Origin of the sequence: Micromonospora sp. NPDC049275, assembly GCF_043197115.1 — a bacterium.
Classification (GTDB): Bacteria; Actinomycetota; Actinomycetes; order Mycobacteriales; family Micromonosporaceae; genus Micromonospora.
In genome coordinates, this window is the sequence record NZ_JBICSN010000002.1 from 496,243 (window position 1) to 519,276 (window position 23,034).

Genomic DNA, 23,034 nt, shown 5'->3' on the forward strand with positions numbered 1-23,034 from the left:
AGCGATCTGCCAGGCCCGGTGGACATTTGATCACGTCGATCAGGTTGATTGACGCCCGTCATCAGCGGCGGCTAGGTTTCTGGACCATCGTCCAGGCGGGAGCTGTCAGCGGACGGCCCTGGGCTGCCACACGATGGAGGTTCAATGTCGACCCCGAAGAGATGGCATGTCGTCGCCGCGGCCGCGGCGCTGCTGGTCACGGCCACACCCGCCGTCGTCGCCAGCGCCGGCGGAGCCCCGACCGTCGCCGCCCGGTCGGACCGGGGCGAGTGGGCGGGCAGCTGGGCCGCCGCGGTGACCCGGGGCAACTCGGTCGGGTTGACGAACACCGGCCTGAACGACCAGAGCGTCCGGATGGTCGTGCACGTCTCGGTGGGCGGCCCGGCGGTGCGCGTACGGCTGAGCAACCTCTACGGCGAGCAGGCGGTGCGGGTGGGCCGTGCCACGGTGGCCCGGCCGAACACCGCTACCGTCGACGACGTCTCCGACATCGACCCGGCGTCGCTGCGGGCGCTGACGTTCACCGGCGCCGCCTCGGCCACCATGAACCGGGGCGCCGAGCTGCTCAGCGACCCGCTGACCTTCACCGTCGCGGACGACAGCGACCTGGTGGTCACCCTGCACTTCCCGACACCGACCGGGCCGACCACCTTCCACGGGCAGTCCCAGCAGACCAACTTCATCGGCGCGGGGGACCTGACCGGGGCCGCCGACGGCACCGGGTTCACCATCCGACCCGCCTGCTGCTGGTTCTTCCTGTCCGGAGTGGACGTGCAGCGCAAGGCCACCCCCGGCGCGCTTGTGGTGCTCAGCGACTCCATCGGCGACGCCAACGGCAGCACTGTCAACGCCAACCGGCGCTGGCCCGACCTGCTCTCCGACCGGCTGCTCGCCGACCGGCCGGACCGGCGCACCCCCGGCGTGCTCAACCTGAGCCTGGCCGGTAACCGCCTCAACCACGAGGGCACCGAGCCGGGCGCCGGCGACTACCCCGGCTACTTCCAGCTCGGCCCGAACGCGGCGGCCCGCCTCAACGAGGACGTCTATCCGCAGACCGGGGTCCGTACGGTCGTCACACACCTGGGCATCAACGACATCTGGATGTCCAACGACTCGCCGGAGGCGATCATCGCCACTCTCCGGCAGATCAACCAGCAGCTCCAGCAGCGCGGGCTGACCAGCCTGGTGGCCACGCTGACCCCGTACGAGGGGCACGGCGCCCCGGGGGTGTGGACGCCGGAGAAGGAGGCGACCCGGCAGGCCGTGAACGCGTACCTGCGCGGCAGCCGGGAGTTCGACGGGCTGCTCGACTTCGACCGGGTGCTGCGCGACCCGGCCCGGCCCAGCCAGTTGCTGCAGGCGTACGACTCGGGGGACCACATCCACCCGAACGACGCCGGCAACCAGGCGATGGCCGACGCCGTGCCGTTGCGGTTGCTCGGCCTGTGACACCGGCCCGGGGGCGGCGGCCGATCCCGCCGTCCCCGGGCGCCGACATCCTGGGGAGGAGAACGTCGTGACGGTGCAGGACCTGCTCACCGGCCTGTACAGCGAAGAGGGCCGCCAGAACCCGTACCCGTGGTACGCCGAACTGCACCGGCTCGGGCCGGTCAGCGCCGTGCCGCCGCGCGCCGAGCACCGTACGGTGTCGGCGGTGGCGGTCGGCTACGACCTGATCGACGGGCTGCTGCGCGATCCGCAGTGGACCAAGCAGCCCCCGCCGGGCTGGGAGGACCACGAGATCCTGCGCACCTTCCAGACCTCGATGATGTTCATCAACCCGCCTGATCACACCCGGATGCGGCACGTCTTCTCCCGCACCTTCACCCCGCGTCGCCTCGGCGCGTTGGAGCCGGTGATCGTGCGGGTCGTCGACGAGCTGCTGGACCGGATGGCCGACGCCGGTGACGGTGTCGTCGACTTCGTGGCGGACTTCGCGTACCCCATTCCCGCCCTGGTGATGGCGGAGTTCATCGGCATTCCAGCGGCGGAGCTGCCCTGGTACCGGGACCGGGTGGAGCGCATCGACGAGTTCCTCGACGTGGCCGGGAAGACGCCGCAGCGGCTGGCCGCCGCGAACACCGCCGCGCAGGAGCTGCGGGCGTTCTACCGGGAGTTGCTGGCCCACCGCCGCCGCACCCCCGGCGAGGATCTGATCAGCGGCCTCGTGGAGGCGGTCGGCTCGGGCGAGGTGGAGCTGACCGAGGAGGAGCTGATCAGCAACCTGATCGTCCTGTTCAACGCCAGCTTCGTCACCACCGTCTACATGTTCAGCAACGGCCTGCCCCTGCTGCTGGACCACCCGGGGGCGGTCACCGCGCTGCCCACCGACGACGACCTCGCCAGGGGCTGCGTCGACGAGGTGCTGCGCCTGCAGAGCCCCGTGCACTTCCTCGCCCGGGCCGCGCCGGAGGACACCGTGCTGGCCGGCGTGCCTGTCGCCCGCGACGACAACGTGCTCATCATCGTCGGGGCCGCCAACCGGGACCCGGCGCGGTTTCCCGACCCGGACGCCTTCGACCCCACCCGTCCCGGCCCACCGTCGCTGGCCTTCGGTGTGGGCCTGCACTTCTGCCTCGGCGCGGCGGTGTCCCGGCTGGAGGGCCGCCTCGCGCTGCCCCGCCTGTTCGCCCGGTTCCCCGGGCTCGCGGTCACCGAGACCCCGACGTACAGCGGCAGCCTCTTCCTGCGCGGCATCGACAAGCTGCTGGTCAGCACCGGCGGATAGGAGACCCGCATGGCCCCGCACCCGGAGGTGGCGGCGTACCGCGCCGCCCGCGCCGCGGCCGGCACGCCGCCGCTGTACACGCAGACCCTCACCGAGGCGCGCGCCGCGGACCTGGCCGCGATCCGCGCCGGCGGCGGCGCGGTCGAGCAGGTCGCCGAGGTACGCGACGAGCGCATCCCCGGTCCCGGCGGGGACCTGTCGATCCGGGTGTACCGGCCGGCCGGGCCGGGGCCGCTGCCCACCCTGCTCTACTTCTTCGGCGGCGGGTGGACGCTCGGCAGCATCGACACCGCCGACGGCATCTGCCGACGACTGGCCAACGCGGTGGGCTGTCAGGTGGTGACCGTGGGCTACCGGCTGGCCCCGGAGCACCCCTTCCCGGCCGCGGTGCACGACTGCCACGCCGCCACCGTGTGGATCGCCGGGAACGCCGACTCGTTCGGCGTGGATCCGACCCGGCTGGCGGTGGGCGGGGACAGCGCGGGCGGGAACCTCGCGGCGGCGGTGAGCCTGCTCTGCCGCTCCGGCGGGCCCGCGCTCGTGGCGCAGCTCCTGGTCTATCCGAACACCGACGTCAGCGCCGAGCCGTCCGGCCCGGTCGACGACGACCCGGCGCTGTTCAACCGCCGTTCGGTGGCCTGGTACCGCACGCACTACCTGGCCGACCCGGAGCACTCCCGCGATCCGCTGGCGTCGCCACTGCTCGCCGAGGACCTGTCCGGCCTGCCTCCGGCGCTTGTGGTCACCGCCGAGCTGGACCCGCTGTGCGCCGAGGGTCAGCGCTACGCGCAGCGGCTGCGCGCCGCCGGTGTGCCCACCCGCCTCGACCACTATCGGCAGATGATCCACGGGTTCTTCGCCATGCCCGGCGTGTTCACCGACGGCTGGCGGGCGCAGGCGAGCGCGGCGGCGTTCCTGCGGGAACGCTTCGGGCTGCCGCCGCTGCGGGAGGAAACGTTCGCCGACCCGGCCGACGCTGGTCCGGTTGGTGGCCCGGGTGGCCCGGGTGGCCCGGGTGGCGCGGCGGCCGACGCGGGGGTGCGCGGTGGCTGAGCCGGTGCTGGCCGACCTGCCGACCGGGACGCCGCCGGTGACGTTCGCCGACTACGGGCAGCGGGCGCGGGCCGTGCTGGCCCCGGACGTGTGGGACTACGTCGCCGGCGGCAGCGCGGCCGAGGTGACCCTGGCCGCCAACAGAGCCGCGCTGGACCGGGTCGCCGTGCTGCCCCGGGTGCTGCGCGGGGGGTACGCCGTGGATCTCGGCACCCGACTGCTCGGCCGCCCGTACGCGATGCCGGTCGGGGTGGCCCCCATGGCGTACCAGCGGCTCGTACACCCGGACGGGGAAGTCGGCCTCGCGGCGGCGGCCGGCGCGGCCGGCGTGCCGTATGTGGCGAGCACGTTGAGCAGCACGCCGATCGAAGAGATCACCGCGGCCGGCGCGGTGGTCTGGTTCCAGCTCTACTGGCTGCGGGATCGGGCGCTGGTCCGCGACCTGCTGGACCGGGTCGTCGCGGCGGGCTGCCACGCGCTGGTGGTCACCGTGGACGTTCCGGTGCTCGGTCGTCGCCCGCGTGACCTGCGCAACGCGTTCCGCCTCCCGGCCGACGTCGTCGCCGCGAACCTGCCGCACGGCCGGGACGCGTTGGCGCACGCCGGCGCCCCCGGTGTGTCCGCGATCGCCGCGCACACCGACGCGTCGTTCGAGTCGGCCCTGGGCTGGGCGGATCTGGCCTGGCTGCGGGAGCACGTCGACCTGCCGCTGGTCGTCAAGGGGCTGCTGGATCCCCGCGACGCGGTCGAGGCGGTACGCATCGGGGCGGACGCGGTGGTGGTGTCCAACCACGGCGGCCGGCAGTTGGACGGAGCGCCGGCAAGCGTCACCATGCTGCCGGAGGTCGTCGACGCCGTCGGCGACGGTGCGCAGGTGCTGCTGGACAGCGGCATCCGTGGGGGCACCGACGTGCTGCGAGCACTGGCGTTGGGCGCGGCGGGTGTCCTGGTGGGTCGTCCGCTGCTCTGGGCGCTGGCCGTCGGCGGGCGGCGCGGCGCGCAGGACGCGTTGGCGGTGCTCGCCGCCGAGGTGCGCGACGCCCTGACCCTGGCCGGCTGCGCGGACCCGGCGGGGGCGGCCGAGCTGCGGACGCTCGGGGTGGGCTGAGCGGTGGCCGCGACCGAGCCTGCCGACCTGCGCGTCGCCGACCTGCACCCTGCGCTGGGTGACCCGGCGCTGACCTCGATGAACTTCCTCAACGAGGTGTCCGAACGCTATCCGGCGGCGGTGTCGCTCGCGGCCGGACGCCCGTACGAGGAGTTCTTCGACGTCGCGGCGGTGCACCGGCACCTGGACACGTTCCACAGGCACCTCGTCGATGAGCGGGGTCACACGCCCGAGCAGGCGCGACGGCTGCTGCTGCAGTACGGCCGGACCAAGGGCATCGTGCACCACCTCATCGCCCGCAACCTCGCGATCGACGAGGGGATCACCGTCGACCCGGAGGCCGTCGTGGTGACCGTCGGCTGCCAGGAGGCGATGTTCCTGGTGCTGCGGGCGTTGCGGGCCAGTCCGGCGGACGTGCTGCTGGCGGTCGCCCCGACCTACGTCGGGCTGACCGGGGCGGCTCGCCTGGTGGACCTGCCGGTGTGGCCGGTCGCCGGTGGACCGTCCGGGGTGGATCTCGCCGACCTGCGGGCACAGGTGCGCCGGGCCCGGGCGGAGGGCCGCCGGCCGCGCGCCTGCTACGTGTTGCCCGACTTCGCCAACCCGTCCGGGGTCAGCATCGACGTCGCCGACCGACGGCGGCTGTTGGCGCTGGCCGCCGAGGAGGATCTGCTGCTGTTGGAGGACAACCCGTACGGGCTGTTTCCCGTCGAGGACGGGCCGCGTCCGCCCACCCTCAAGGCGCTGGACACCGACCGTCGGGTGGTCTACCTCGGCTCGTTCGCCAAGACCGTGCTGCCCGGGGCGCGGGTCGGTTACGTGGTCGCCGACCAGCGGGTGGCCGGGCCGGACGGTCGGGTCGGCCCGCTCGCGGACCAGCTCGCCATGATCAAGAGCATGGTCACTGTGAACACCTCGCCGATCGCGCAGGCGGTGATCGGCGGTCGGCTGCTGGAGCACGGGTGCAGCCTGGTGCCCGCGAACACCCGGGAGCGGGCCGCGTACGCCCGCAATCTGCGCCATCTCGTCGCCGGGCTGGCGCGGCGTTTCCCGGACCGGCCCGGCCGGCCGGCGGTGGTGCGGTGGACGGTGCCGGCCGGCGGGTTCTTCGTGGTGGTGACCGTGCCGTTCGCTGTCGACGACGCGCTGCTGGACCGCTCGGCGCGGGACTACGGGGTGCTCTGGACGCCGATGGCGCACTTCTACGACGACACGGCGCCGGTGTGCGCGCTGCGGTTGTCGGTGAGCGCGGTGACGCCCGAGCAGATCGACACGGGGTTGGACCGGCTCGCCGCCCTCATCACCGACGAGCTCCTGCGTGGACGGTCATAATGGGCCGCATGGTTGCCTGGGAGTACGCCTTGCTCGTCCGCCGCTATCAGGGACAGGGCCGCAATTTCACCGTCTCGTTCGTCTGGTACGGCCCGGACGGGTCGCGTAAGGACATCACCGCCTACGGCGACACGGCCATCGCGCACCTCAACCGGGCCGGCCGGGAGGGCTGGGAGCTGGTCTCTGCCGCCGAGGACGTGAACAACGTGCAGGGCAGCACCGAGGTCCACCGCTATCACCTCAAGCGTCCCCTGAACTGACCCCCGCCCGCCCGCCGGGGCGGTCACACCGCTGAGCGGTATACCGCGGAGTCATGGTCATGACGCCGCGGTATACCGCTCGTGGGGGCGAGTGCCGCCGACCGCTCGGCCGGCGCGACCGTCAGGCCAGGTCGATGGCCGGGTAGAGCGGGTACGGGGCCAGCAGGTCGGTGGCCTGGCGGGCGATCTTGTCGGCCAGGTCGGCGTCGAGCGTGTACTTCGCCTTGGACGGGGTCCCGTCGGCGTTGGCGCCGGCCGTGGTCTGGGTCAGCACGGTGTGGATCAGCTCCGCGGTCTGGTCCATCTCGGCGGTGCCCAGCCCGCGCGTGGTGAGCGCCGGGGTGCCGATCCGGATGCCGGACGTGTACCAGGCGCCGTTCGGGTCCTGCGGGACCGAGTTGCGGTTGGTGACGATGCCCGAGTCGAGCAGGGCCTGCTCGGCCTGCCGGCCGGTGAGCCCGTAGCCGGACACGTCGATAAGCACCAGGTGGTTGTCGGTGCCGCCGGTGACAAGCGTCGCGCCCCGGCGCAGCAGCCCCTCGGCGAGGGCCTGCGAGTTGTCCACGATCCGCTGGGCGTAGTCGGCGAAGTCGGGGCGGCGGGCCTCCGCGAGGGCGACGGCCTTGGCGGCCATCACGTGCGGCAGCGGACCGCCGAGCACCATCGGGCAGCCCCGGTCCACCTGGTCGGCCAGCTCCGGCTGGCAGAGCACCATGCCGCCACGCGGGCCGCGCAGCGACTTGTGGGTGGTGGTGGTGACGATGTGCGCGTGCGGCACCGGGTCGAAGTCGCCGGTGAAGACCTTGCCGGCCACCAGGCCCGCGAAGTGCGCCATGTCGACCATGAAGGTGGCGCCGACCGAGTCGGCGATCTCCCGCAGGATCCGGAAGTTCACCTTCCGGGGGTACGCCGAGTAGCCGCCGACCAGGATCAGCGGCTTGAACTCGCGCGCCGCCTCGGCCACCCGGTCGTAGTCGATCAGGCCGGTCGCTGGGTCGGTGCCATAGCTGCGCTGGTCGAACATCTTGCCGGAGATGTTCGGCCGGAAACCGTGGGTGAGGTGACCGCCGGCGTCCAGCGACATGCCGAGCATCCGCTGGTTGCCCAGCTCGCGGCGCAGCGCGAACCAGTCCGCCTCGGTGAGGTCGTTGACCTGGCGGACCTGGGCCTTCTTCAGCGCGGGGGACTCCACCCGGTCGGCGAGCACCGCCCAGAACGCGACCAGGTTGGCATCGATGCCCGAGTGCGGCTGCACGTAGGCGTGCGCCGCGCCGAACAGCTCACGGGCGTGCTCGGCGGCGAGCGCCTCGACGGTGTCGACGTTCTGGCAGCCGGCGTAGAAGCGACGCCCCACGGTGCCCTCGGCGTACTTGTCGCTGAACCAGTTGCCCATGGCCAGCAGGGTCGCCGGGGAGGCGTAGTTCTCGCTGGCGATGAGCTTGAGCGACTCCCGCTGGTCGGTCAGCTCGGCGCCGATGGCGTCGGCCACCCGCGGCTCGACAGCCCGGATCACCTCGAGGGCGCTCCGGAATGCGGTGGATTCGGCGTTGTGCGACATGCGACCTCCAACAGACGTGCGGGAAGGCCCAGGCGCTCGGCAAACGTCCGTGTGACGGGGCCGCTCCCCGATGGTTCTCCATCCCCACGCGCCAGTAACGGCCCGCGCCGATCCTACCGGGGTCGGCCGGGGCGGACCCGGCCGACCTACCGACGTGACACGCCGAGGTGGTTGGACCGCCCGTGGGAGGGCATTCGAATGAGGTCTGCCGCACCCGTAGGAGAGGAGTCGACAACCATGACCACACCGACCACCGGCCGGCCGCTCGCACTGGTCACCGGGGCGTCCAGCGGAATCGGCTACGAGTTGGCCGTGCAGTTCGCCGAGCACGGTTTCGACCTGGTCGTCGCCGCCGAGGACGACGCCATCGCCGCGGCCGCCGACAAGCTGCGCCGCGACGGAGGCGCCCAGATCCAGCCGGTCCGCGTCGACCTGTCCACCGAGCAGGGCGTCGAGGAGTTGGTGAGCGCGGTCGCCAGGACCGGACGCCCCCTGGACGCGCTGGCGCTCAACGCCGGTCGGGGAGCCGGCGGCGCGTTCGTCGGCGGCACCAACCTGCGTGACGAGTTGGAGATCGTCGATCTCAACGTGCGGTCGACCGTGCACCTGGCCAAGCGACTGCTGCCCGGCATGGTCGAGCGGGGCGCGGGCCGGGTGCTGTTCACCTCGTCGATCGCCTCCACCATGCCGGGACCGTTCCAGGCGGTCTACAACGCGTCGAAGTCGTTCGTGCAGTCGTTCGCCGAGGCGCTGCGCAACGAGCTGAAGGACACCGGCGTCACGGTTACCGCGCTGATGCCCGGGCCGACCGACACCGCGTTCTTCGAGCGGGCCGAGATGCAGGACACCCGGGTGGGCGCCGGAAAGAAGGACGACCCGGCCGAGGTCGCCGCGCAGGGCTTCGCCGCGCTGATGAAGGGGGACCAGACCGTCACCGCCGGCTCGCTGGTCAACAAGGTGCAGACGGCCGCCGGGAAGATCATCCCGGACAAGCTCAAGGCCGAGCAGCACCGTCGGATGGCCGAGCCGGGCTCGGGCGACTGATCCGCGGTACGCGACGAGGGGCCCGGCATCGCGCCGGGCCCCTCGTCGGACGGTGGTGGGCTCAGGCCGTCACCGCGTCGCGTGCCTTCTTGATCGCCTTCGGCTGGGTGGGGGTACGCGGCGCGTCCGCACGCAGCGCGATCATCTTCTCGCCGATCTCCTGGAGCTGCTTACGGCCCAACGCCTCGCGGACCTTGGGGAACCACTCCTCCTCTTCCTCCTCGACGTGGTGGGTGACGTTCTCGATCAGCACTGTCGTCTTGGCGTTGAAGCGCTCGTCGTCGGCGTTCATGGCGGCCAGTTCGAGGCAGAGCACGTCCGCGACGTGGTGTTCCTCGTACGACTCGAGGATGTCGTCCTCCAGGTCGGGCAGGAGCCGGCGGACCTCCGGGTACATCACCTCGTTCTCCAGGTAGGTGTGGACCGTGAGGGCCTCCAGGATCTGGTCCACCAGCTTCTGCCGCTTGCTCGCAGGCCCCTCCTCGGCATCCTGGAAGGCCTTGAACAGGCGGCGCATCTCCTTGTGGTCCTCTTTGAGCAGGACGATGGCATCGGTCGACACCGGCATGACCTCCCTGAAAAGTCTTGGCTGGTGGGCATCCGGTACCCCCACGCCGAACGGGGAAACAGGTGAAACCGCCTCAGACCATCGCCAGGGTGCGGGGGATCTCGTCGAGCAGTTCCCGGGCCAGGAAACCGATCCGGCCGTAGCGGGGGATCAACCGCTGGCCGCTCACCGAGTGCGCGAACGCCCCCCAGCAGGCCGCCTGCGCCGGGTCGGCGCCCCGGGAGAGCAGCCCGGCCAGCAGGCCGGCGAGCACGTCGCCGCTGCCGGACGTGCCGAGCCCCGCGTCCCCGCTCTCCTCCCGCCAGCCGCGCCCGTCCGGGGCGGCCACGTGGCCGTAGAGCGAGACGACGGCCTCGTACCGGCCGGCCAGCTCGGCGGCCTCGGCGCCCAGGTCGTCACCCGGATCCCGGCCGAGCAGGTGCCCGGCCTCGGTGACGTTGGGGGTGAGCACCACCGGGCGGCCCGAGCCGACCAACAGCTTCGGCTCGTGGCTGAGCGCGCCCAGGGCGTACGCGTCCAGGACCAGTGGGGTGTGCTGCCCGGCCGCCTCCAGGACGAGATCCAGCAGCCGGCCCGTCTCGTCGATGCCCTTCAGGCCGGGGCCCAGCGCCACCACGTCGGCGGCGGCGACCAGCTCACCGAGCTGGCCGTCCCGATCGGCGGCGACCGCGCCGTCGGAGGTCTCCGGCAGCCCGACCACCAGTGCCTCGGGCACCTGGATGCTCAGCGTGGCCGCGGTGGACTCGGCGGCGGCGAGCTGGAGCACCCCGGCGCCGGCGCGCAGCGCGGCCACCCCGGCGAGCAGGACCGCCCCGGGGGTGAAGCGGGAACCGCCGATCACGAGCACGGTGCCCCGGCTCTCCTTGCCGCCGGCCGGCACCGGCAGCGCCCAGTCCCGCAGCAGTCCCGGCGTGATCACCTTCACCTCAGACCGGTTCGGCATGGATCTCGTCCTCCCTGGTCGGCTCGGCGCCCTGCCGGTGCAGGTGGCCGATCTCGTTGAATCCACCGAGCGTCAGTTGGCCGTCGCCGTCGGCGGTCCAGTCGGTGATCGAGCAGTTGGCGATCACGTGCTCGCGGGTCAGCGCCATCAGCTCCGGCTCGGTCAGCCCCTCCACCAGGTAACGCAGCAGGAAGACGAGCGCGTCGTGACCGAAGAGCAGCACCCGCTGGCCCTCGTGGTCGCGGCGCAGGTCACCGAGCAGCGTCCGCAGCCGCAGCGCCACGTCGGTCCAGGCCTCACCGCCGGGCGGCCGGTAGTAGAACTTGCCCAGCCGGTCGCGGCGCTCGGCCTCGTCCGGAAACCGTCGGCGCACCCCGTGCCCGGTGAGGCCGTCGAGGATGCCCAACTCCCGGTCGCGCAGCCGCTCGTCCCGGCTCACCGGCACCCCGGTGCCGTGCAGCGCCAGCTCGGCCGTGGACACCGCCCGCAGGTACGGCGACACCACCGCCACGTCGGGGCGCCGGTCCTCGGGCAGCCCGGCGAGCCACCGGCCGGTCGCCCGCGCCTGCTCCTCGCCGGTGGGGGAGAGCGGCACGTCGGCGTCGCGGTGGCTGAGCCCGATCAACTCCGCGCCGTCAGCCTCGGCCCGGGTGGCCGCCACGTTCGCGGTGCTCTCCCCGTGCCGGATGATCCAGAGCGTCGACAGTTCCGCCATGCCGACCCCCTACCCGGGCGCCGCACCGCGTAACCGCGCGGTGCTCGGCCGGGTGCCGAGCGATGACCGGCACGCCGAGACCGCGGTGCCCGCCCGACGGTGCCGGGTCCCGGCCACCGGCTCCTCTGCGGCCGGCCGGCCGATGCCGCGGCACTGCGCCACGCTGTCCGGCCGGTAGCCCCCGGGCCGGCGTCCCACGCCGTACCCTCTGGGGCGTGGCCACGGCGGCGGAGGAGATCCGGGTGGGGGAGCGGCTGGTCCGCGTCTCCAGCCCCGACAAGCCGTACTTCCCGGAGCGCGGCCTGACCAAGCTGGACGTGGTCCGCTACTTCCTGGCTGTCGGCGACGGCATCCTGCGCGCGCTGCGCGACCGGCCGACCATGCTGGAACGCTGGCCGCGCGGCGTCTTCGAGGGCGCGACGATAGCGACCCGGCAGACCAACCGCGGCGACGCGTTCTACCAGAAGCGGCTGCCGGCGGGCGCGCCCGACTGGGTGCGGACCGCCCACATCACCTTTCCCAGCGGCCGGACCGCCGACGAGGTCGCGCCGAGCGAGCTGGCGGTGGTGATCTGGGCGGCCAACCTGGGCACCCTGCGTTTCCACCCGTGGCCGGTGTCGGCCACCGACGTGGAGCGCCCGGACCAGCTGCGCATCGACCTCGATCCGATGCCTGGCGTCGGCTTCGAGCAGGTGGTGCCGGTGGCCCGGGAGGTGCGGGCGTTCCTCGCCGAGCTGGGCATGACCGGCTATCCGAAGACCACCGGCGGTAGGGGCCTGCACGTCTACCTGTCGATCGAGCCGAGGTGGAGTTTCGGCGAGTGTCGCCGGGCGGTCCTCGCGCTGGGTCTCGAGATGCAGCGCCGGCTGCCGGAGCTGGTGACCACGACGTGGTGGCGGGAGCAGCGGGACAAGCCGGTCTTCGTCGACTACAACCAGATGTCGCGCGACCACACGATGGCCTCGGCGTACTCGATTCGGCCGACCCCCCGGGCGCCGGTGTCGGCGCCGTTGGACTGGGCCGAGCTGGACGATGCCCGACCGGAGGACTTCGACGTGCTCACCGTCCCGGCCCGGTTCGCCGAGCGCGGTGACCCGCACGCCGGCCTCGACGGTGACCGGCACTCGCTGGAGCCCCTGCTGGAGCTTGCCGACCGCGAGGGCCTGGAGGCCCCGCCCGAGCGGTGAGCCTCCCGCCGGTCGTAGCTGTCACAGCCCGGCGATTATCGGCTTGAGCGCGGCGCCCACCCGAGGTGCGAGGGTCGCCGAGTAGGTGGCGGTCAGGTGGTGCGCGTCGCGCCAGACGAGGACGCCTCCGATGACGGGGGCGCAGCGGTCCGCGGGGCAGATCCAGTCGTTGAGGTCGACCAGCCGGACGCCGTCGAGACCGTCGGCGGCCTCCTCCTGGGCGGGGCCGCCCCCACGGCCGAGGGCCTCCTGCCGGGGAGTGGCGCACTTCGTCAGGCGTTTCGGGTTCTTGGACACGCACTCGGCGATGTCGGTGAGGTGCAGCGGCGTGTCCCGCAGCACCACCACCGGAATCTTCTCCGCGACCATGCCGCTCCACGTCTTGCGCATCTCGCGGGCCATCGCGGACCGCCCCGGCTCGCCGTCGACCGGGTACTCGGCGTTGGTGACGATCAGGAGGTCGGGCCGGTTCCCGCCGAGCAGTCCCTCCCGTACCTTCCGGTTCCACTCGGTGCAGGAGGTGTAGGGCCTGTCGTTCTGGGTGATCTCCGCCGTGAGGAACGGGCAGCCGGACTTGGTGTAGGTGGCGAGGCGCCAGCCGTTCGTCTCCGCTGCCCGCCGCATGGCCGGAACCCAGTGGTCGGCGTGGGAGTCGCCGACGAGCGCGATCGTGGTCGCCGCGTTCTGGTTGCCGTAGACGCACACCTCGGGCGTCGAGGATTCCACCGACACGTGGCAACTCTTCGTCGTCAGGAACGACGGTGCGTCGCGCGCCGCCGTCACCGGGTTGGGGGTGATCGAGTCGACCCGGTCGACGGGTCGTCCGGCCGGGCTGGTGCGCGGCGAGGAGCCGAGAGCCACGGCCCCGGGCGCCGCCGGTGGCGCCGCCTGCGTACTGGCGCCGGGCACCTGGCCCATGATGACCGACGAGGCGGGGGTCGGGTTGTCCGTCGAGGGGATGGCCAGTTGGAACGCGAGGCCGGCCAGCGCGGCCGCGCCGGTGCACACCGCGCCGACGCGCAGGGCGACGGCCGGCTGGTCGGTGAGGGTCGGTGAGCGGCGTACCGGATTCTCGACGAGGTGGTACGTCAGGGCGGCGGGGATCGCCGAGACGGCGACGACAGCGAGCGCGGCGCCGACGCCGAGGTCGCCGAACTGCGCCTGCGCGGCGATCAGCACCGGCCAGTGCCACAGGTAGAGCGAGTACGAGATCCCGCCGACGTAGCGCAGTGGTTGTCTGCCCAGCAGGAGGGCGGGCCCGGCGCGGCCGGCCGCCGGTCCGAACGCGATGACGGCGGCGGTGCCGACTGTGGGGCCGAGCGCGGCGTACCCGGGGAAGCCGGCCGTCGAGCCGATCAGCACGGCCGACGTGCCGACGGCGAGCAGCCCGGCCCAGGCCAGGGGTACGGCCACCAGGCGCGGAGACCGGCTCAACCGGGTCGCCGTGACGGCGACGGCACCGCCGAGGGCCAGCTCCCACATCCGGGTGGTGGTGACGTAGTACGCCGACGGGTCGGTCGGCGAGGCGTACAGCGCCCAGGCGAACGACGGGACCGCGATCAGGGCGAGCCCGAGCAGGTAGAGGCCGCGGTGCCCGCGTCCCCGACGGCGGGCGAACCAGCCCAGGGCGAGCAGCAGCAGTGGCCAGACGAGGTAGAACTGCTCCTCGACGGCGAGGGACCAGAAGTGCTGGGCGATGCTCGGGGCGCTGTTGGCCGCGACGTAGTCGACGGACTGCCCGGCCATGCGCCAGTTCATGGCGTAGCAGGCGCTGGCGATGACGTCCCAGGCCGTCGTGGACCAGCGGCCGCGAGGTAGGAAGAAGTAGGTGAGCACCAGGGTGGCGACGAGCACCGTCGCGGCGGCGGGAAGGAGGCGCTTCGCCCGCCGGGCGTAGAAGGTGGCGAGCGAGAGCCGCCCACGGTTGTCGAGTTCGTCGAGCAGCAGGCCGGTGATGAGGAAACCGGAGATCACGAAGAACACGTCCACGCCGACGAAGCCGGCCGGCAGGTGCGGCACTCCGGCGTGGCCGAGGAGCACCAGCAGTACGGCCACGGCCCGCATGCCTTCGATGTCCCCGCGGAAGGAGCGCGGGTCGGCGGACGTCGATGTCGGCGCGGGCGGTGGGGGCGGGGTGGCGACGACCCTGGCCTGTGTCCACAACTCGTTTGCGATAGCCACGTCGCGGAGCGTACGGGGGATTTATTCCCCGAACCCGCCGATCGGGGTATTTGTCAACTGGTTCGTGTTATAGAGCTACTGCCACGGGCTCTGTGTCCCGTCGAACTCCTCGAAGACCAGCCACGACCGCGTCGACAGGACTCCGGCGATCCGCTGCACCCGGTCCAGCACCACGTCCCGCAGGGTGGCGTTGTCCGGAGCCCGGACCAGGGCCAGCACGTCGTGCTCGCCGCTGAGCAACGCGACGTGCTCGACGTAGCGCACTCGGGCCAGTTCGGCCGACACCTCCCGCCAGGTGTTCTGCTCGATCGTCAACGCCATGTACGCCGACGTGCCCAACCCGGCCGCCTCGGGCGCCACCTGCGCCCGGAAGCCCGTGATCACGCCGTCGCGCAGCAGGCGCTCCACCCGGGCGTACGCGTTGGTGCGCGAGATGTGGATCCGCTCGGCCAGGGTGCGGACCGACGTCCGCCCGTCGCGGACCAGCTCGTCCAGGATCCGCCTGTCGACCTCGTCCATGGCTCGGGCCGATCGTCCCGATCCGGTTGGCCCGCCCGCCGTGTCTCCGGTCTCCTGGCTCACCTACACGCCTCCCGCATGCCAGACGTCCCGCCTTCTGCGTGGATCTTGAGTCAATCATCCCTCAGGCGGAAGCATAGGCACACCACACGTCCCAGGAGGTCCCGCCGTGACGACCACACCCCAGGCGGTCCGCAGGGCATCCCCGCGCGCTCGTCGGACGGTCACCCCGCCCGACCCGGCACGCCCGCTGCTGCCGGACGCCGAACCGGTCCGCCTGCTCGATCCGACCGGTACGCCGCTGCCGGCCCGCACCGACTACCCGGAGCCGCCCGTGGAGGCGCTGCGGGAGTTGTACCGCCGGATGGTGCTCGGCCGCCGGTTCGACACCCAGGCGACCGCGCTTACCAAGCAGGGCCGGTTGGCCGTCTACCCGTCGTCGCGCGGCCAGGAGGCGTGCCAGGTGGCAGCCGTGCTCGCCGTTCGCGACACCGACTGGGTGTTCCCCACCTACCGCGAATCGATGGCGCTGGTTGCCCGGGGCATCGACCCGGTCGAGGTGCTCACGCTGCTACGCGGCGACTGGCACTGCGGCTACGACCCCACCGCTGTGCACACCGCGCCGCAGTGCACCCCGCTCGCCACCCAGTGCGTGCACGCCGCCGGTCTGGCGCACGGTGAGGCGTACCAGGGGCGTGACACGGTGGCGCTTGCCTTCATCGGTGACGGCGCGACGAGCGAGGGCGACTTCCACGAGGGCATCAACTTCGCCGCCGTGTTCAAAGCGCCTGTCGTCTACTTCGTCCAGAACAACAGGTACGCCATCAGCGTCCCGCTGTCCCGGCAGACCGCCGCGCCGTCGTTGGCGTACAAGGGCGTCGGCTACGGCGTGCCCAGCGAGCAGGTCGACGGCAACGACCCGGTCGCGGTGCTCGCCGTGCTGACCCGCGCGGTCGCGCACGCCCGCGCCGGAAAGGGGCCCTTCCTGGTGGAGGCGCACACCTACCGGATGGAGCCGCACACCAACGCCGACGACGCCAGCCGCTACCGCGACGGCGCCGAGGTCGACGCCTGGCGCGACCGCGACCCGCTGGCCCGCCTGGAGACGTACCTGCGCGCCCGTGGCGTGCTCGACGACGCGGCGGTCGCCGAGGTCGCCGAGCAGGCCGAGGCGTACGCGGCGGACCTGCGCGCCCGGATGAACACCCAGCCCACTGTCGACCCGCTGAGCCTCTTCGACCACGTCTACGCCGAGCCCACCCCGCAGCTGGTCGAGCAGCGCGAGCAGGTCCGCGCCGAGCTGGCCGCCGCGCGCGACGAGGAGGGTGACGCCTGATGGCCACCACCATGGCTAAGGCGCTCAACACCGCGCTCGCCGACGCCCTCGCGGCCGACGACCGGGTGGTCGTCTTCGGCGAGGACGTCGGCGCGCTCGGCGGCGTCTTCCGGATCACCGACGGGTTGCAGGCCCGCTTCGGCGAGAAGCGCTGCTTCGACACCCCGCTCGCGGAGGCCGGCATCGTCGGCTTCGCCGTCGGCCTGGCCATGTCCGGGCTGCGGCCGGTGGTCGAGATGCAGTTCGACGCGTTCGCGTACCCGGCGTTCGAGCAGATCGCCTCGCACGTCGCCAAGCTGCGCAACCGGACCCGCGGCAAGCTCAGCGTGCCGATCGTCATCCGGGTGCCGTACGCCGGTGGCATCGGCGGGGTGGAGCACCACTGCGACTCGTCCGAGGCGTACTACGCGCACACCCCCGGCCTGAAGGTCGTCACCCCGGCGACAGTCGAGGACGCGTACTCGCTGCTGCGCGAGGCGATCGACGACCCCGACCCGGTGGTCTTCATGGAGCCCAAGAAGCTCTACTTCGGCAGCGCCGACGCGGAGCTGCCGGCGCGTACCGAGCCGTTCGGCCGGGCCGTCGTGCGCCGTCGGGGCCGCGACGCCACCCTGGTGGCGTACGGGCCGGCCGTCCCCGTCGCGCTGGAGGCCGCCGAGGCCGCCCGCGAGGAGGGCTGGGACCTGGAGGTCGTCGACGTACGCACCATCGTGCCGTTCGACGACGCCACCATCACCGCGTCGGTCCGGCGTACCGGCCGGTGCGTGGTGATCCAGGAGGCACCCGGGTTCGCCGGCGTCGGCGCCGAGATCGCGGCCCGGGTGCAGGAGCGCTGCTTCCACGCGCTGCACGCCCCGGTGCTGCGGGTCGCCGGGCTGGACATCCCGTATCCGGCGCCGATGCTTGAGCACACCCACCTGCCCGGGGTGGACCGGGTGCTCGACGCGGTGGCCCGCCTGCAGTGGGACGACCAGCCGGACGCGCGCTGGGCGGCGGCATGACCACCGTCGAGCGGACCCAGGTCTTCCTCCTGCCCGACCTCGGGGAGGGGCTGAGCGAGGCCGAGATCGTCGAGTGGCGGGTCGCCGTGGGCGACGTCGTCACCGTCGACCAGAGCGTGGTCGAGGTGGAGACCGCCAAGGCCGTCGTCGACGTGCCCTGCCCGTACGCCGGCCGGGTCGTGACCCTGCACGGCGCGGCGGGTGAGGTCCGTCCGGTCGGCCAGCCGCTGATCACCATCGCGCCCCTGGACGGCGGCGACGAGCCCGCCGGGCACGCCACCTACCGCGAGGAGGAGCGGGCCGGCTCCGGCAACGTGCTGATCGGGTACGGCACCGGGCACGGCGGCGCGACGCGCCGCCGGCGTCGAACGCGCCTGGCAGTGGCCCCCGAACCGGCCGAAGCCGCCGCGGCTGATGCCGGTGCCGTTCCGACCGCGGCCCCTGATCTGCATGCGGTCGAGATCGCGGTTGCGGGCGGTGCCCCGACTGCCGCCGGGAGCGCGGCGGCCCCCGGGCCTGCGGCGCTGGTCATCTCGCCTATCGTGCGTCGGCTGGCCCGGGAGCGCGGCGTCGACCTGGGCACGGTCCGGGGCAGCGGGCCCGGCGGGGTGATCCGCCGCGCCGACGTCGAGGCGGCGCTGGCCGTCCCCGTCGCTCGGCTCGCCGCCGTGCCGGACCCGCAGGTCGCGCCGACCCCGGAGGGCGACGGCGACGTGATCGTCCCGCTCACCGGCGTGCGTAAGGTGATCGCCGACAAGCTCTCCCGCAGCCGGCGGGAGATCCCCGAGGTGACCATCTGGGTCGACGTCGACGCCACCGGGCTGCTGGAGACCCGGGCGGCGATCAACGCGGCGACGCCCGACGCGCCGGTGAGCATCCTGGCCCTGCTGGCCCGGATCTGCCTCAGCGGTCTGCGTCGGTTCCCGCAGCTCAACTCCCGCGTCGACACCGAGGGCCAGCGGATCGTCCAGTCCGCCGGGGTGCACCTGGGCATCGCCGCGCAGACCGACCGGGGCCTGCTGGTGCCGGTGCTGCGCGACGCCCAGCGACTCACCACTGCCGAGCTGGCCGCCGAGCTGGCGGCGACCACCGCCGCGGCGAGGGCCGGGACGCTCGCGCCGGCCCGACTCACCGGTGGCACCTTCACCCTGAACAACTACGGGGTGTTCGGCGTGGACGGCTCCACGCCGATCATCAACCACCCGGAGGCGGCTCTGCTCGGGGTGGGGCGGATCGTGGACAAGCCGTGGGTCGTCGACGGGCAGTTGGCCGTGCGCAAGGTGACCCAGTTGAGCCTCACGTTCGACCACCGGGTCTGCGACGGTGGGGTGGCCGGTGGCTTCCTGCGGCACGTCGCCGACTGCGTGGAGCGCCCGGCGCTGCTGATCGCCGCCGTCTGACGCGTACTCCCGGCCCCGGCGCCGCCCACGCGGCGCCGGGGTCGGTGTGCGTCCGGGGTTTCCCGGCCGCGTTCTCGGGAAGTCGGCCCCGCCGGAGCGCATCGGACGCGTCGAAGGGAGCCCGCCCGTGGCCGTGGCGAACGAGCTGCTGTTGAACTCGATACGGGTCAGGCGGCCCGCCGCTGCCGGTGCTCCCCTCTACTGCGACGCGCGGGAGTACGGGCTGACAGGCGACGGCGCGACAAACGACCAACCGGCGCTGGCCGCCCTCGTGGACCGCCTCGGCGCCGGGTACGCCTCGGACGGCCGGGCCCGCGTCATCTACTGCCCGCCGGGCATCTACTCGATCCGCGACGCCGGAACGGTGTGGCGCAGCGGCGTCTCGCTTGTCGGCGCCGGCCCGGCGGCGACCCGGTTCATGCTCAGCAACGAGGGCAACCGCGCCGACCCGACCCCGCTCGCCTTCTGGACCACCGTGCAGCACGGCGCCGACCGGGACCGGCACATCGCCGACTGCACCTTCGCCGACTTCCAGATCGACGGCTCCGGCGTGGCGATGGCCGAGTACAACTACCTCGCCAAGGGCCTGGGCCTGCAGTACGTCGTGCGCGGCGTGTTCCGCAACCTCTACATCCACCACACCGCCGCCACCGGGCTGGGCTGCGACTTCCTGCAGGACTCGCTCATCGACGGCGTGGTGGTGGTCGGCTGTGGCCGCCTCGACAACGGCGAGCAGATCGGCGGCGCCGGCATCGGCGTGGGCATCGGCGGTTGGGGCGCGATGGAGCGGTTGACCATCGCCAACTGCACCACGCTCGCCAACGGCACCAACGGCATCTTCCTGGAGCTGCAGAAGGACTACTGGGTCCCACCCTGCGGCTACCGCATCATCGGCTGCCACAGCCAGGGCAACCGGTTCGGCATCTCCGACTGGGGCGCCGACGGTCTCATCGTCTCGGCCTGCACGATGACCGGCAACCTGGAGGCCGGCTTCGACATCTCCGCGCAGGGCACCGCGGAGGTGGCCGGACGCGGTGGGCTGCTCACCGACTGTGTCATCGACGGCAACATCCGCGACGGAGTCAGCGTCGGCAACAGCCCGGGGCCGTACACCATCCGGGGCAACCGGATCAGCGGTAACGGCCAGCACGGCTACCACGGCCACGACCTCGGGCGCGGCTATCAGGGCCCGGTCCGGGACGTGGTGATCGAGAGCAACGAGTTCTGGGGAAACGGGCTGGACGCCGTCCGGATCGACCACCAGATGACCGACGCCGTGCTGCTGAACAACCGGATCCGCAACAACGGGCGACAGTACGCGCAGGCCGCCAGCGGTGGCGGCGAGACCGTCCGCTACGCCGAGCGGTCCATGGTGGACCGGTCCGCGAACTGGCCGCACGACGGGCACCGGGGCAAGGTCCTGCGGGTGGGACGGGCCGTGGCCATGGTCGCCTCGAACACCGGCGACGAACTCGTCCTGGCGCCGGTCCGGCCCGACGGCATCAGCGCGTGGAGCGGGGACATACCGCCGCCGGGCTGCGGGTACGAGCTGTCCGCGGCGCCCGAGCGGCGGGCCGGCATCACCATCGACGCGGCGTTCGACTCGGCCACCGTCCGCGGCAACCGGATCTGGGACAACCACGAGAACCGCACCCAGACCCACGGGCTGTGGATCACCGAGCGGGGCAGTTGCGTGGACTGCCGGGTCGAGGACAACGACCTCGCCGGCAACGCCGACGACGGGATGCGCCTGGACACCCCGCCGGTGGGCGGACGCTGGCGCGACAACCACGTCGACAGCGACTGGAGCTGACCGGCCGGGGCCGGCGGTCAACGGCGGCGGCTCGAAGCTGGTCGGCTGTCAACGGCGGCGGCTCGGAGTCAGCCGGGACGGAACGCGAAGCGGCGGCGGCCGGATGCTCTCCGGTCGCCGCCGCTCATCGTGCTGTGGAGTCAGCCGGCCAGGCCGGCATGTGGGGTCAGCCGGCCAGGCCGGCCACCGGGGTCGGGTCCAGCACGACCGTGGCCGAGGCGGACTGCGGCGGCACACCCGGCTCGGTGGGCGCGTCGGTGTACTCGGCGACGAAGACCGCGGTCAGATTGTCCGCGCCGCTGTGCCCACCGTCCACGAAGGTGGGGATCGTCCCGGAGCATCCGGTCGCGGTGGAGAGCGGGTGCCCGTGCTCGTCGTGCCCGAGCACGTAGGTGACAGTCACCCGGGAGCAGTCCACCGGCAGGTCGTCGGTGACCTTCACCTCGTACGCGACCGTCTGCCCGAACTGGAAGGGCTGCCCGGCCACCGGGGCGACGAACTCGATGACCGGCGCGGTCGGGCCGACAAGCAGCGGCAGGGTCGCCGACGCGGATCGTCCGGTGCGGTCGGTCACCTTCAACGTCGGCGTGTACGAGCCGTTCTCCTGGAACGTCCAGGTCGGGTTGGGGTCGGTGCTGTCCACCGAGCCGTCCGCGTCGAAGTCCCACGCGTAGCTCAGCCTGTCACCGTCCGGGTCGGTGGTGCCGGCGCTGGAGAACGCGACGGTGAGCGGGGCCTGCCCGACGGTCGGCGTACCACTGACCTTCGGGATCGGCGTCCGGTTGCCCCGGACGAAGTCGATCCGGGACAGTTGGGCGTCCGGGTTCTCGGCGAAGTAGCCGTCCCCGTACTCCAGCACGTAGAGCGCGCCGTCCGGCCCGAACTCCATGTCCATCGGGTTGTCCACCACCAGCGTCGGCGCCACCGGCCGGATGTCGGTCACGTCCCCGTCGGAGTCGAGGCGGAACTCCTTGATGTAGTCCCGGCTCCACTCGTAGAACAGTGGCACCCCGTCGTAGTAGGCCGGCCACCGGGTCCGCGACGTGCTGGTCCCGTCGTAGTCGTACGCCGGGCCGCCCATCGGGGCGATGCCGCCGGTGCCCAGTTGCGGGAACTCGGCCGAGGCGGCGGCCGCGTACCACACCTGCGGCTGCTCGACCGGCGGCAGCACGCGCTTGCCGGTGTTGTGCGGTGAGTCGTTGACCGGGCGCTTGCAGTTGAACTTCGGGCCGGACTCGCCGGTGGCGAAGTCGCGGTCGCGGTAGGCGATCGTCGGCGTCACGCAGTACGGCCAGCCGTAGTTCGCCGGCTTGTCGACGAGGATCCACCGGCCGTGTCCGGCCGGCCCGCGCTCCGGGTTCGCGGTGGAGGCGTCGGGGGAGTAGTCGCCCAGGTACACGTTGTCGGTACGCCTGTCGACGGCGAACCGGAACGCGTTGCGCAGGCCCATCGCGTAGATCTCGGGGCGGGTCTGCGCCGTGCCCGGCTTGAACAGGTTGCCGGCCGGCACCGTGTAGCCACCACCGGCCTTCACCTTGATGCGCAGCAGCTTGCCGCGCAGGTCGTTGGTGTTGGCAGCGGTGCGCTGGGCGTCGTACGCCGGGTTGCGGTCGGCCCGCTCGTCGATCGGCACGTAGCCGTCGGAGGCGAACGGGTTGGTGTCGTCACCTGTCGACAGGTACAGGTTGCCCTTACTGTCGAAGTCGATCTGGCCGCCGACGTGGCAGCAGATGCCCCGGTCGGTCGGCACGTCGATGATCTGCTGCTCGCTGGCGAGGTTGAGCTTCATCCCGTCCAGCTTGAACCGGGACAGCCGCAGCGCGCCCTTGAACCGCTGCCAGTCGGCCTCGGTGCCGGTCTCCGGCGCGTCGCCCTCGTTGACGCCGGGGGTGGCCGGGTCGTCCACGGGCGTGTCCAGCGGCGGCGAGTAGTACAGGTAGACCCACTTGTTCTGCGCGAAGTCAGGGTCGATCGCGACGCCCTGCAACCCCTCCTCGTCGTGCTCGTACACGTCGATGTCGGCGGCGAGGGTGTTCAGCCCGGTGCGCGGGTCGTGGATGCGGACCTCGCCGGTGCGGGAGGTGTGCAGCACCCGCAGGTCGGGCAGGACGGCGAGGCTCATCGGCTCGCCGGGAAAATCGTTGAGCGTCACCTTCTGGAAGCTGCTGTCCGGCGGCGCGGCCGCAGGTGCGGCGGCTGCCGTCGTGGTCGGCGCGACCAGGCCGGCCGACACCAGGAGCAGTGCGGACGCGAAAGCGGTCCTGTTCATCATCAGGTAATCCCCCCCG

The 23,034-nt window shown here is 72.6% G+C and carries 19 protein-coding genes, 1 pseudogene and 1 riboswitch; of the genes and pseudogenes, 13 read left to right on the forward strand and 7 right to left on the reverse strand.

Annotation, left to right across the window (positions count from 1 at the left end; translation table 11 throughout):
• Nucleotides 1-144: 144 nt before the first annotated feature.
• From ACGFIE_RS07680 to ACGFIE_RS07705, 6 genes and pseudogenes are all read left to right on the forward strand, one after another.
• Complete coding sequence (locus ACGFIE_RS07680; RefSeq protein ID WP_393292159.1) at nucleotides 145-1,449, forward strand: SGNH/GDSL hydrolase family protein; 1,305 nt, start codon at nucleotides 145-147, stop codon at nucleotides 1,447-1,449.
• A 67-nt stretch (nucleotides 1,450-1,516) separates the two neighbouring features.
• Nucleotides 1,517-2,728 (forward strand): cytochrome P450, encoded by a 1,212-nt coding sequence (locus ACGFIE_RS07685; protein WP_393292161.1) that lies wholly within the window; start codon nucleotides 1,517-1,519, stop codon nucleotides 2,726-2,728.
• Between the two features lie 9 nt (nucleotides 2,729-2,737).
• Nucleotides 2,738-3,658, forward strand: a pseudogene (locus tag ACGFIE_RS07690) (alpha/beta hydrolase); the annotation flags it as partial.
• Nucleotides 3,659-3,773: 115 nt separating this feature from the next.
• Nucleotides 3,774-4,889 (forward strand): alpha-hydroxy acid oxidase, encoded by a 1,116-nt coding sequence (locus ACGFIE_RS07695; protein WP_393292163.1) that lies wholly within the window; start codon nucleotides 3,774-3,776, stop codon nucleotides 4,887-4,889.
• A 3-nt stretch (nucleotides 4,890-4,892) separates the two neighbouring features.
• The gene (locus ACGFIE_RS07700) at nucleotides 4,893-6,221 is read left to right on the forward strand and encodes a PLP-dependent aminotransferase family protein (RefSeq protein ID WP_393292165.1); all 1,329 of its coding nucleotides are present in this window, start codon (nucleotides 4,893-4,895) and stop codon (nucleotides 6,219-6,221) included.
• A complete protein-coding gene (locus tag ACGFIE_RS07705; protein WP_007460594.1) occupies nucleotides 6,221-6,481 on the forward strand; it encodes a hypothetical protein in 261 nt (86 codons plus the stop codon). Before ACGFIE_RS07700 ends, ACGFIE_RS07705 begins: the two co-directional genes overlap by 1 nt.
• Nucleotides 6,482-6,602: 121 nt before the next feature.
• On the opposite strand, the gene ACGFIE_RS07710 is transcribed toward ACGFIE_RS07705, so the two are convergent.
• The gene (locus tag ACGFIE_RS07710; RefSeq protein ID WP_363688092.1) at nucleotides 6,603-8,039 is read right to left on the reverse strand and encodes a glycine hydroxymethyltransferase; all 1,437 of its coding nucleotides are present in this window, start codon (nucleotides 8,037-8,039) and stop codon (nucleotides 6,603-6,605) included.
• A 19-nt stretch (nucleotides 8,040-8,058) separates the two neighbouring features.
• Nucleotides 8,059-8,148: riboswitch (ZMP/ZTP riboswitch) on the reverse strand.
• 128 nt (nucleotides 8,149-8,276) lie between these two features.
• Between ACGFIE_RS07710 and ACGFIE_RS07715 the strand changes: the two genes are divergently transcribed.
• Complete coding sequence (locus ACGFIE_RS07715; RefSeq protein WP_393292168.1) at nucleotides 8,277-9,083, forward strand: SDR family NAD(P)-dependent oxidoreductase; 807 nt, start codon at nucleotides 8,277-8,279, stop codon at nucleotides 9,081-9,083.
• Nucleotides 9,084-9,144: 61 nt separating this feature from the next.
• Here ACGFIE_RS07715 and ACGFIE_RS07720 read toward each other — a convergent pair whose 3' ends face one another.
• The 3 genes from ACGFIE_RS07720 to ACGFIE_RS07730 form a co-directional block, all read right to left on the reverse strand.
• On the reverse strand, nucleotides 9,145-9,645 hold the full coding sequence (locus tag ACGFIE_RS07720; RefSeq protein WP_358100694.1) for a hemerythrin domain-containing protein: 501 nt from the start codon (nucleotides 9,643-9,645) through the stop codon (nucleotides 9,145-9,147).
• Between the two features lie 79 nt (nucleotides 9,646-9,724).
• On the reverse strand, nucleotides 9,725-10,594 hold the full coding sequence (locus ACGFIE_RS07725) for an NAD(P)H-hydrate dehydratase (protein ID WP_393292171.1): 870 nt from the start codon (nucleotides 10,592-10,594) through the stop codon (nucleotides 9,725-9,727).
• On the reverse strand, nucleotides 10,578-11,309 hold the full coding sequence (locus ACGFIE_RS07730) for a histidine phosphatase family protein (protein ID WP_393292173.1): 732 nt from the start codon (nucleotides 11,307-11,309) through the stop codon (nucleotides 10,578-10,580). Before ACGFIE_RS07730 ends, ACGFIE_RS07725 begins: the two co-directional genes overlap by 17 nt.
• On the opposite strand from ACGFIE_RS07730, the gene ACGFIE_RS07735 reads away from it, so the two are divergent.
• The gene (locus ACGFIE_RS07735; protein ID WP_393292176.1) at nucleotides 11,308-11,487 is read left to right on the forward strand and encodes a hypothetical protein; all 180 of its coding nucleotides are present in this window, start codon (nucleotides 11,308-11,310) and stop codon (nucleotides 11,485-11,487) included. The genes ACGFIE_RS07730 and ACGFIE_RS07735 overlap by 2 nt on opposite strands.
• Before the next feature lie 37 nt (nucleotides 11,488-11,524).
• Nucleotides 11,525-12,496 carry a DNA polymerase domain-containing protein gene (locus ACGFIE_RS07740; protein ID WP_393292178.1) on the forward strand — a complete coding sequence of 324 codons (972 nt, stop codon included), beginning with the start codon at nucleotides 11,525-11,527 and terminating at the stop codon, nucleotides 12,494-12,496.
• A gap of 21 nt (nucleotides 12,497-12,517) precedes the next feature.
• Here the strand turns inward: ACGFIE_RS07740 and ACGFIE_RS07745 are convergent, their stop codons facing one another.
• A complete protein-coding gene (locus ACGFIE_RS07745) occupies nucleotides 12,518-14,677 on the reverse strand; it encodes an acyltransferase family protein (RefSeq protein ID WP_393292180.1) in 2,160 nt (719 codons plus the stop codon).
• Between the two features lie 75 nt (nucleotides 14,678-14,752).
• Entirely contained in the window at nucleotides 14,753-15,196 is a 444-nt protein-coding gene (locus tag ACGFIE_RS07750) for an Lrp/AsnC family transcriptional regulator (protein WP_363688198.1), read from the reverse strand.
• A 169-nt stretch (nucleotides 15,197-15,365) separates the two neighbouring features.
• On the opposite strand from ACGFIE_RS07750, the gene pdhA reads away from it, so the two are divergent.
• The 4 genes from pdhA (at nucleotide 15,366) to ACGFIE_RS07770 (ending at nucleotide 20,746) form a co-directional block, all read left to right on the forward strand.
• Nucleotides 15,366-16,532 (forward strand): pyruvate dehydrogenase (acetyl-transferring) E1 component subunit alpha, encoded by a 1,167-nt coding sequence (pdhA, locus tag ACGFIE_RS07755; RefSeq protein ID WP_393292182.1) that lies wholly within the window; start codon nucleotides 15,366-15,368, stop codon nucleotides 16,530-16,532.
• The gene (locus ACGFIE_RS07760) at nucleotides 16,529-17,533 is read left to right on the forward strand and encodes an alpha-ketoacid dehydrogenase subunit beta (protein WP_393293194.1); all 1,005 of its coding nucleotides are present in this window, start codon (nucleotides 16,529-16,531) and stop codon (nucleotides 17,531-17,533) included. Before pdhA ends, ACGFIE_RS07760 begins: the two co-directional genes overlap by 4 nt.
• Nucleotides 17,518-18,933: a dihydrolipoamide acetyltransferase family protein gene (locus ACGFIE_RS07765; protein WP_393293195.1), complete on the forward strand. Its 1,416-nt coding sequence runs from the start codon at nucleotides 17,518-17,520 to the stop codon at nucleotides 18,931-18,933. The genes ACGFIE_RS07760 and ACGFIE_RS07765 overlap by 16 nt, the downstream gene beginning before the upstream one ends.
• 133 nt (nucleotides 18,934-19,066) lie before the next feature.
• Nucleotides 19,067-20,746 (forward strand): right-handed parallel beta-helix repeat-containing protein, encoded by a 1,680-nt coding sequence (locus tag ACGFIE_RS07770; protein ID WP_393293196.1) that lies wholly within the window; start codon nucleotides 19,067-19,069, stop codon nucleotides 20,744-20,746.
• Nucleotides 20,747-20,912: 166 nt separating this feature from the next.
• Here ACGFIE_RS07770 and ACGFIE_RS07775 read toward each other — a convergent pair whose 3' ends face one another.
• On the reverse strand, nucleotides 20,913-23,018 hold the full coding sequence (locus tag ACGFIE_RS07775) for a PQQ-dependent sugar dehydrogenase (protein WP_393292184.1): 2,106 nt from the start codon (nucleotides 23,016-23,018) through the stop codon (nucleotides 20,913-20,915).
• Nucleotides 23,019-23,034: the final 16 nt, after the last annotated feature.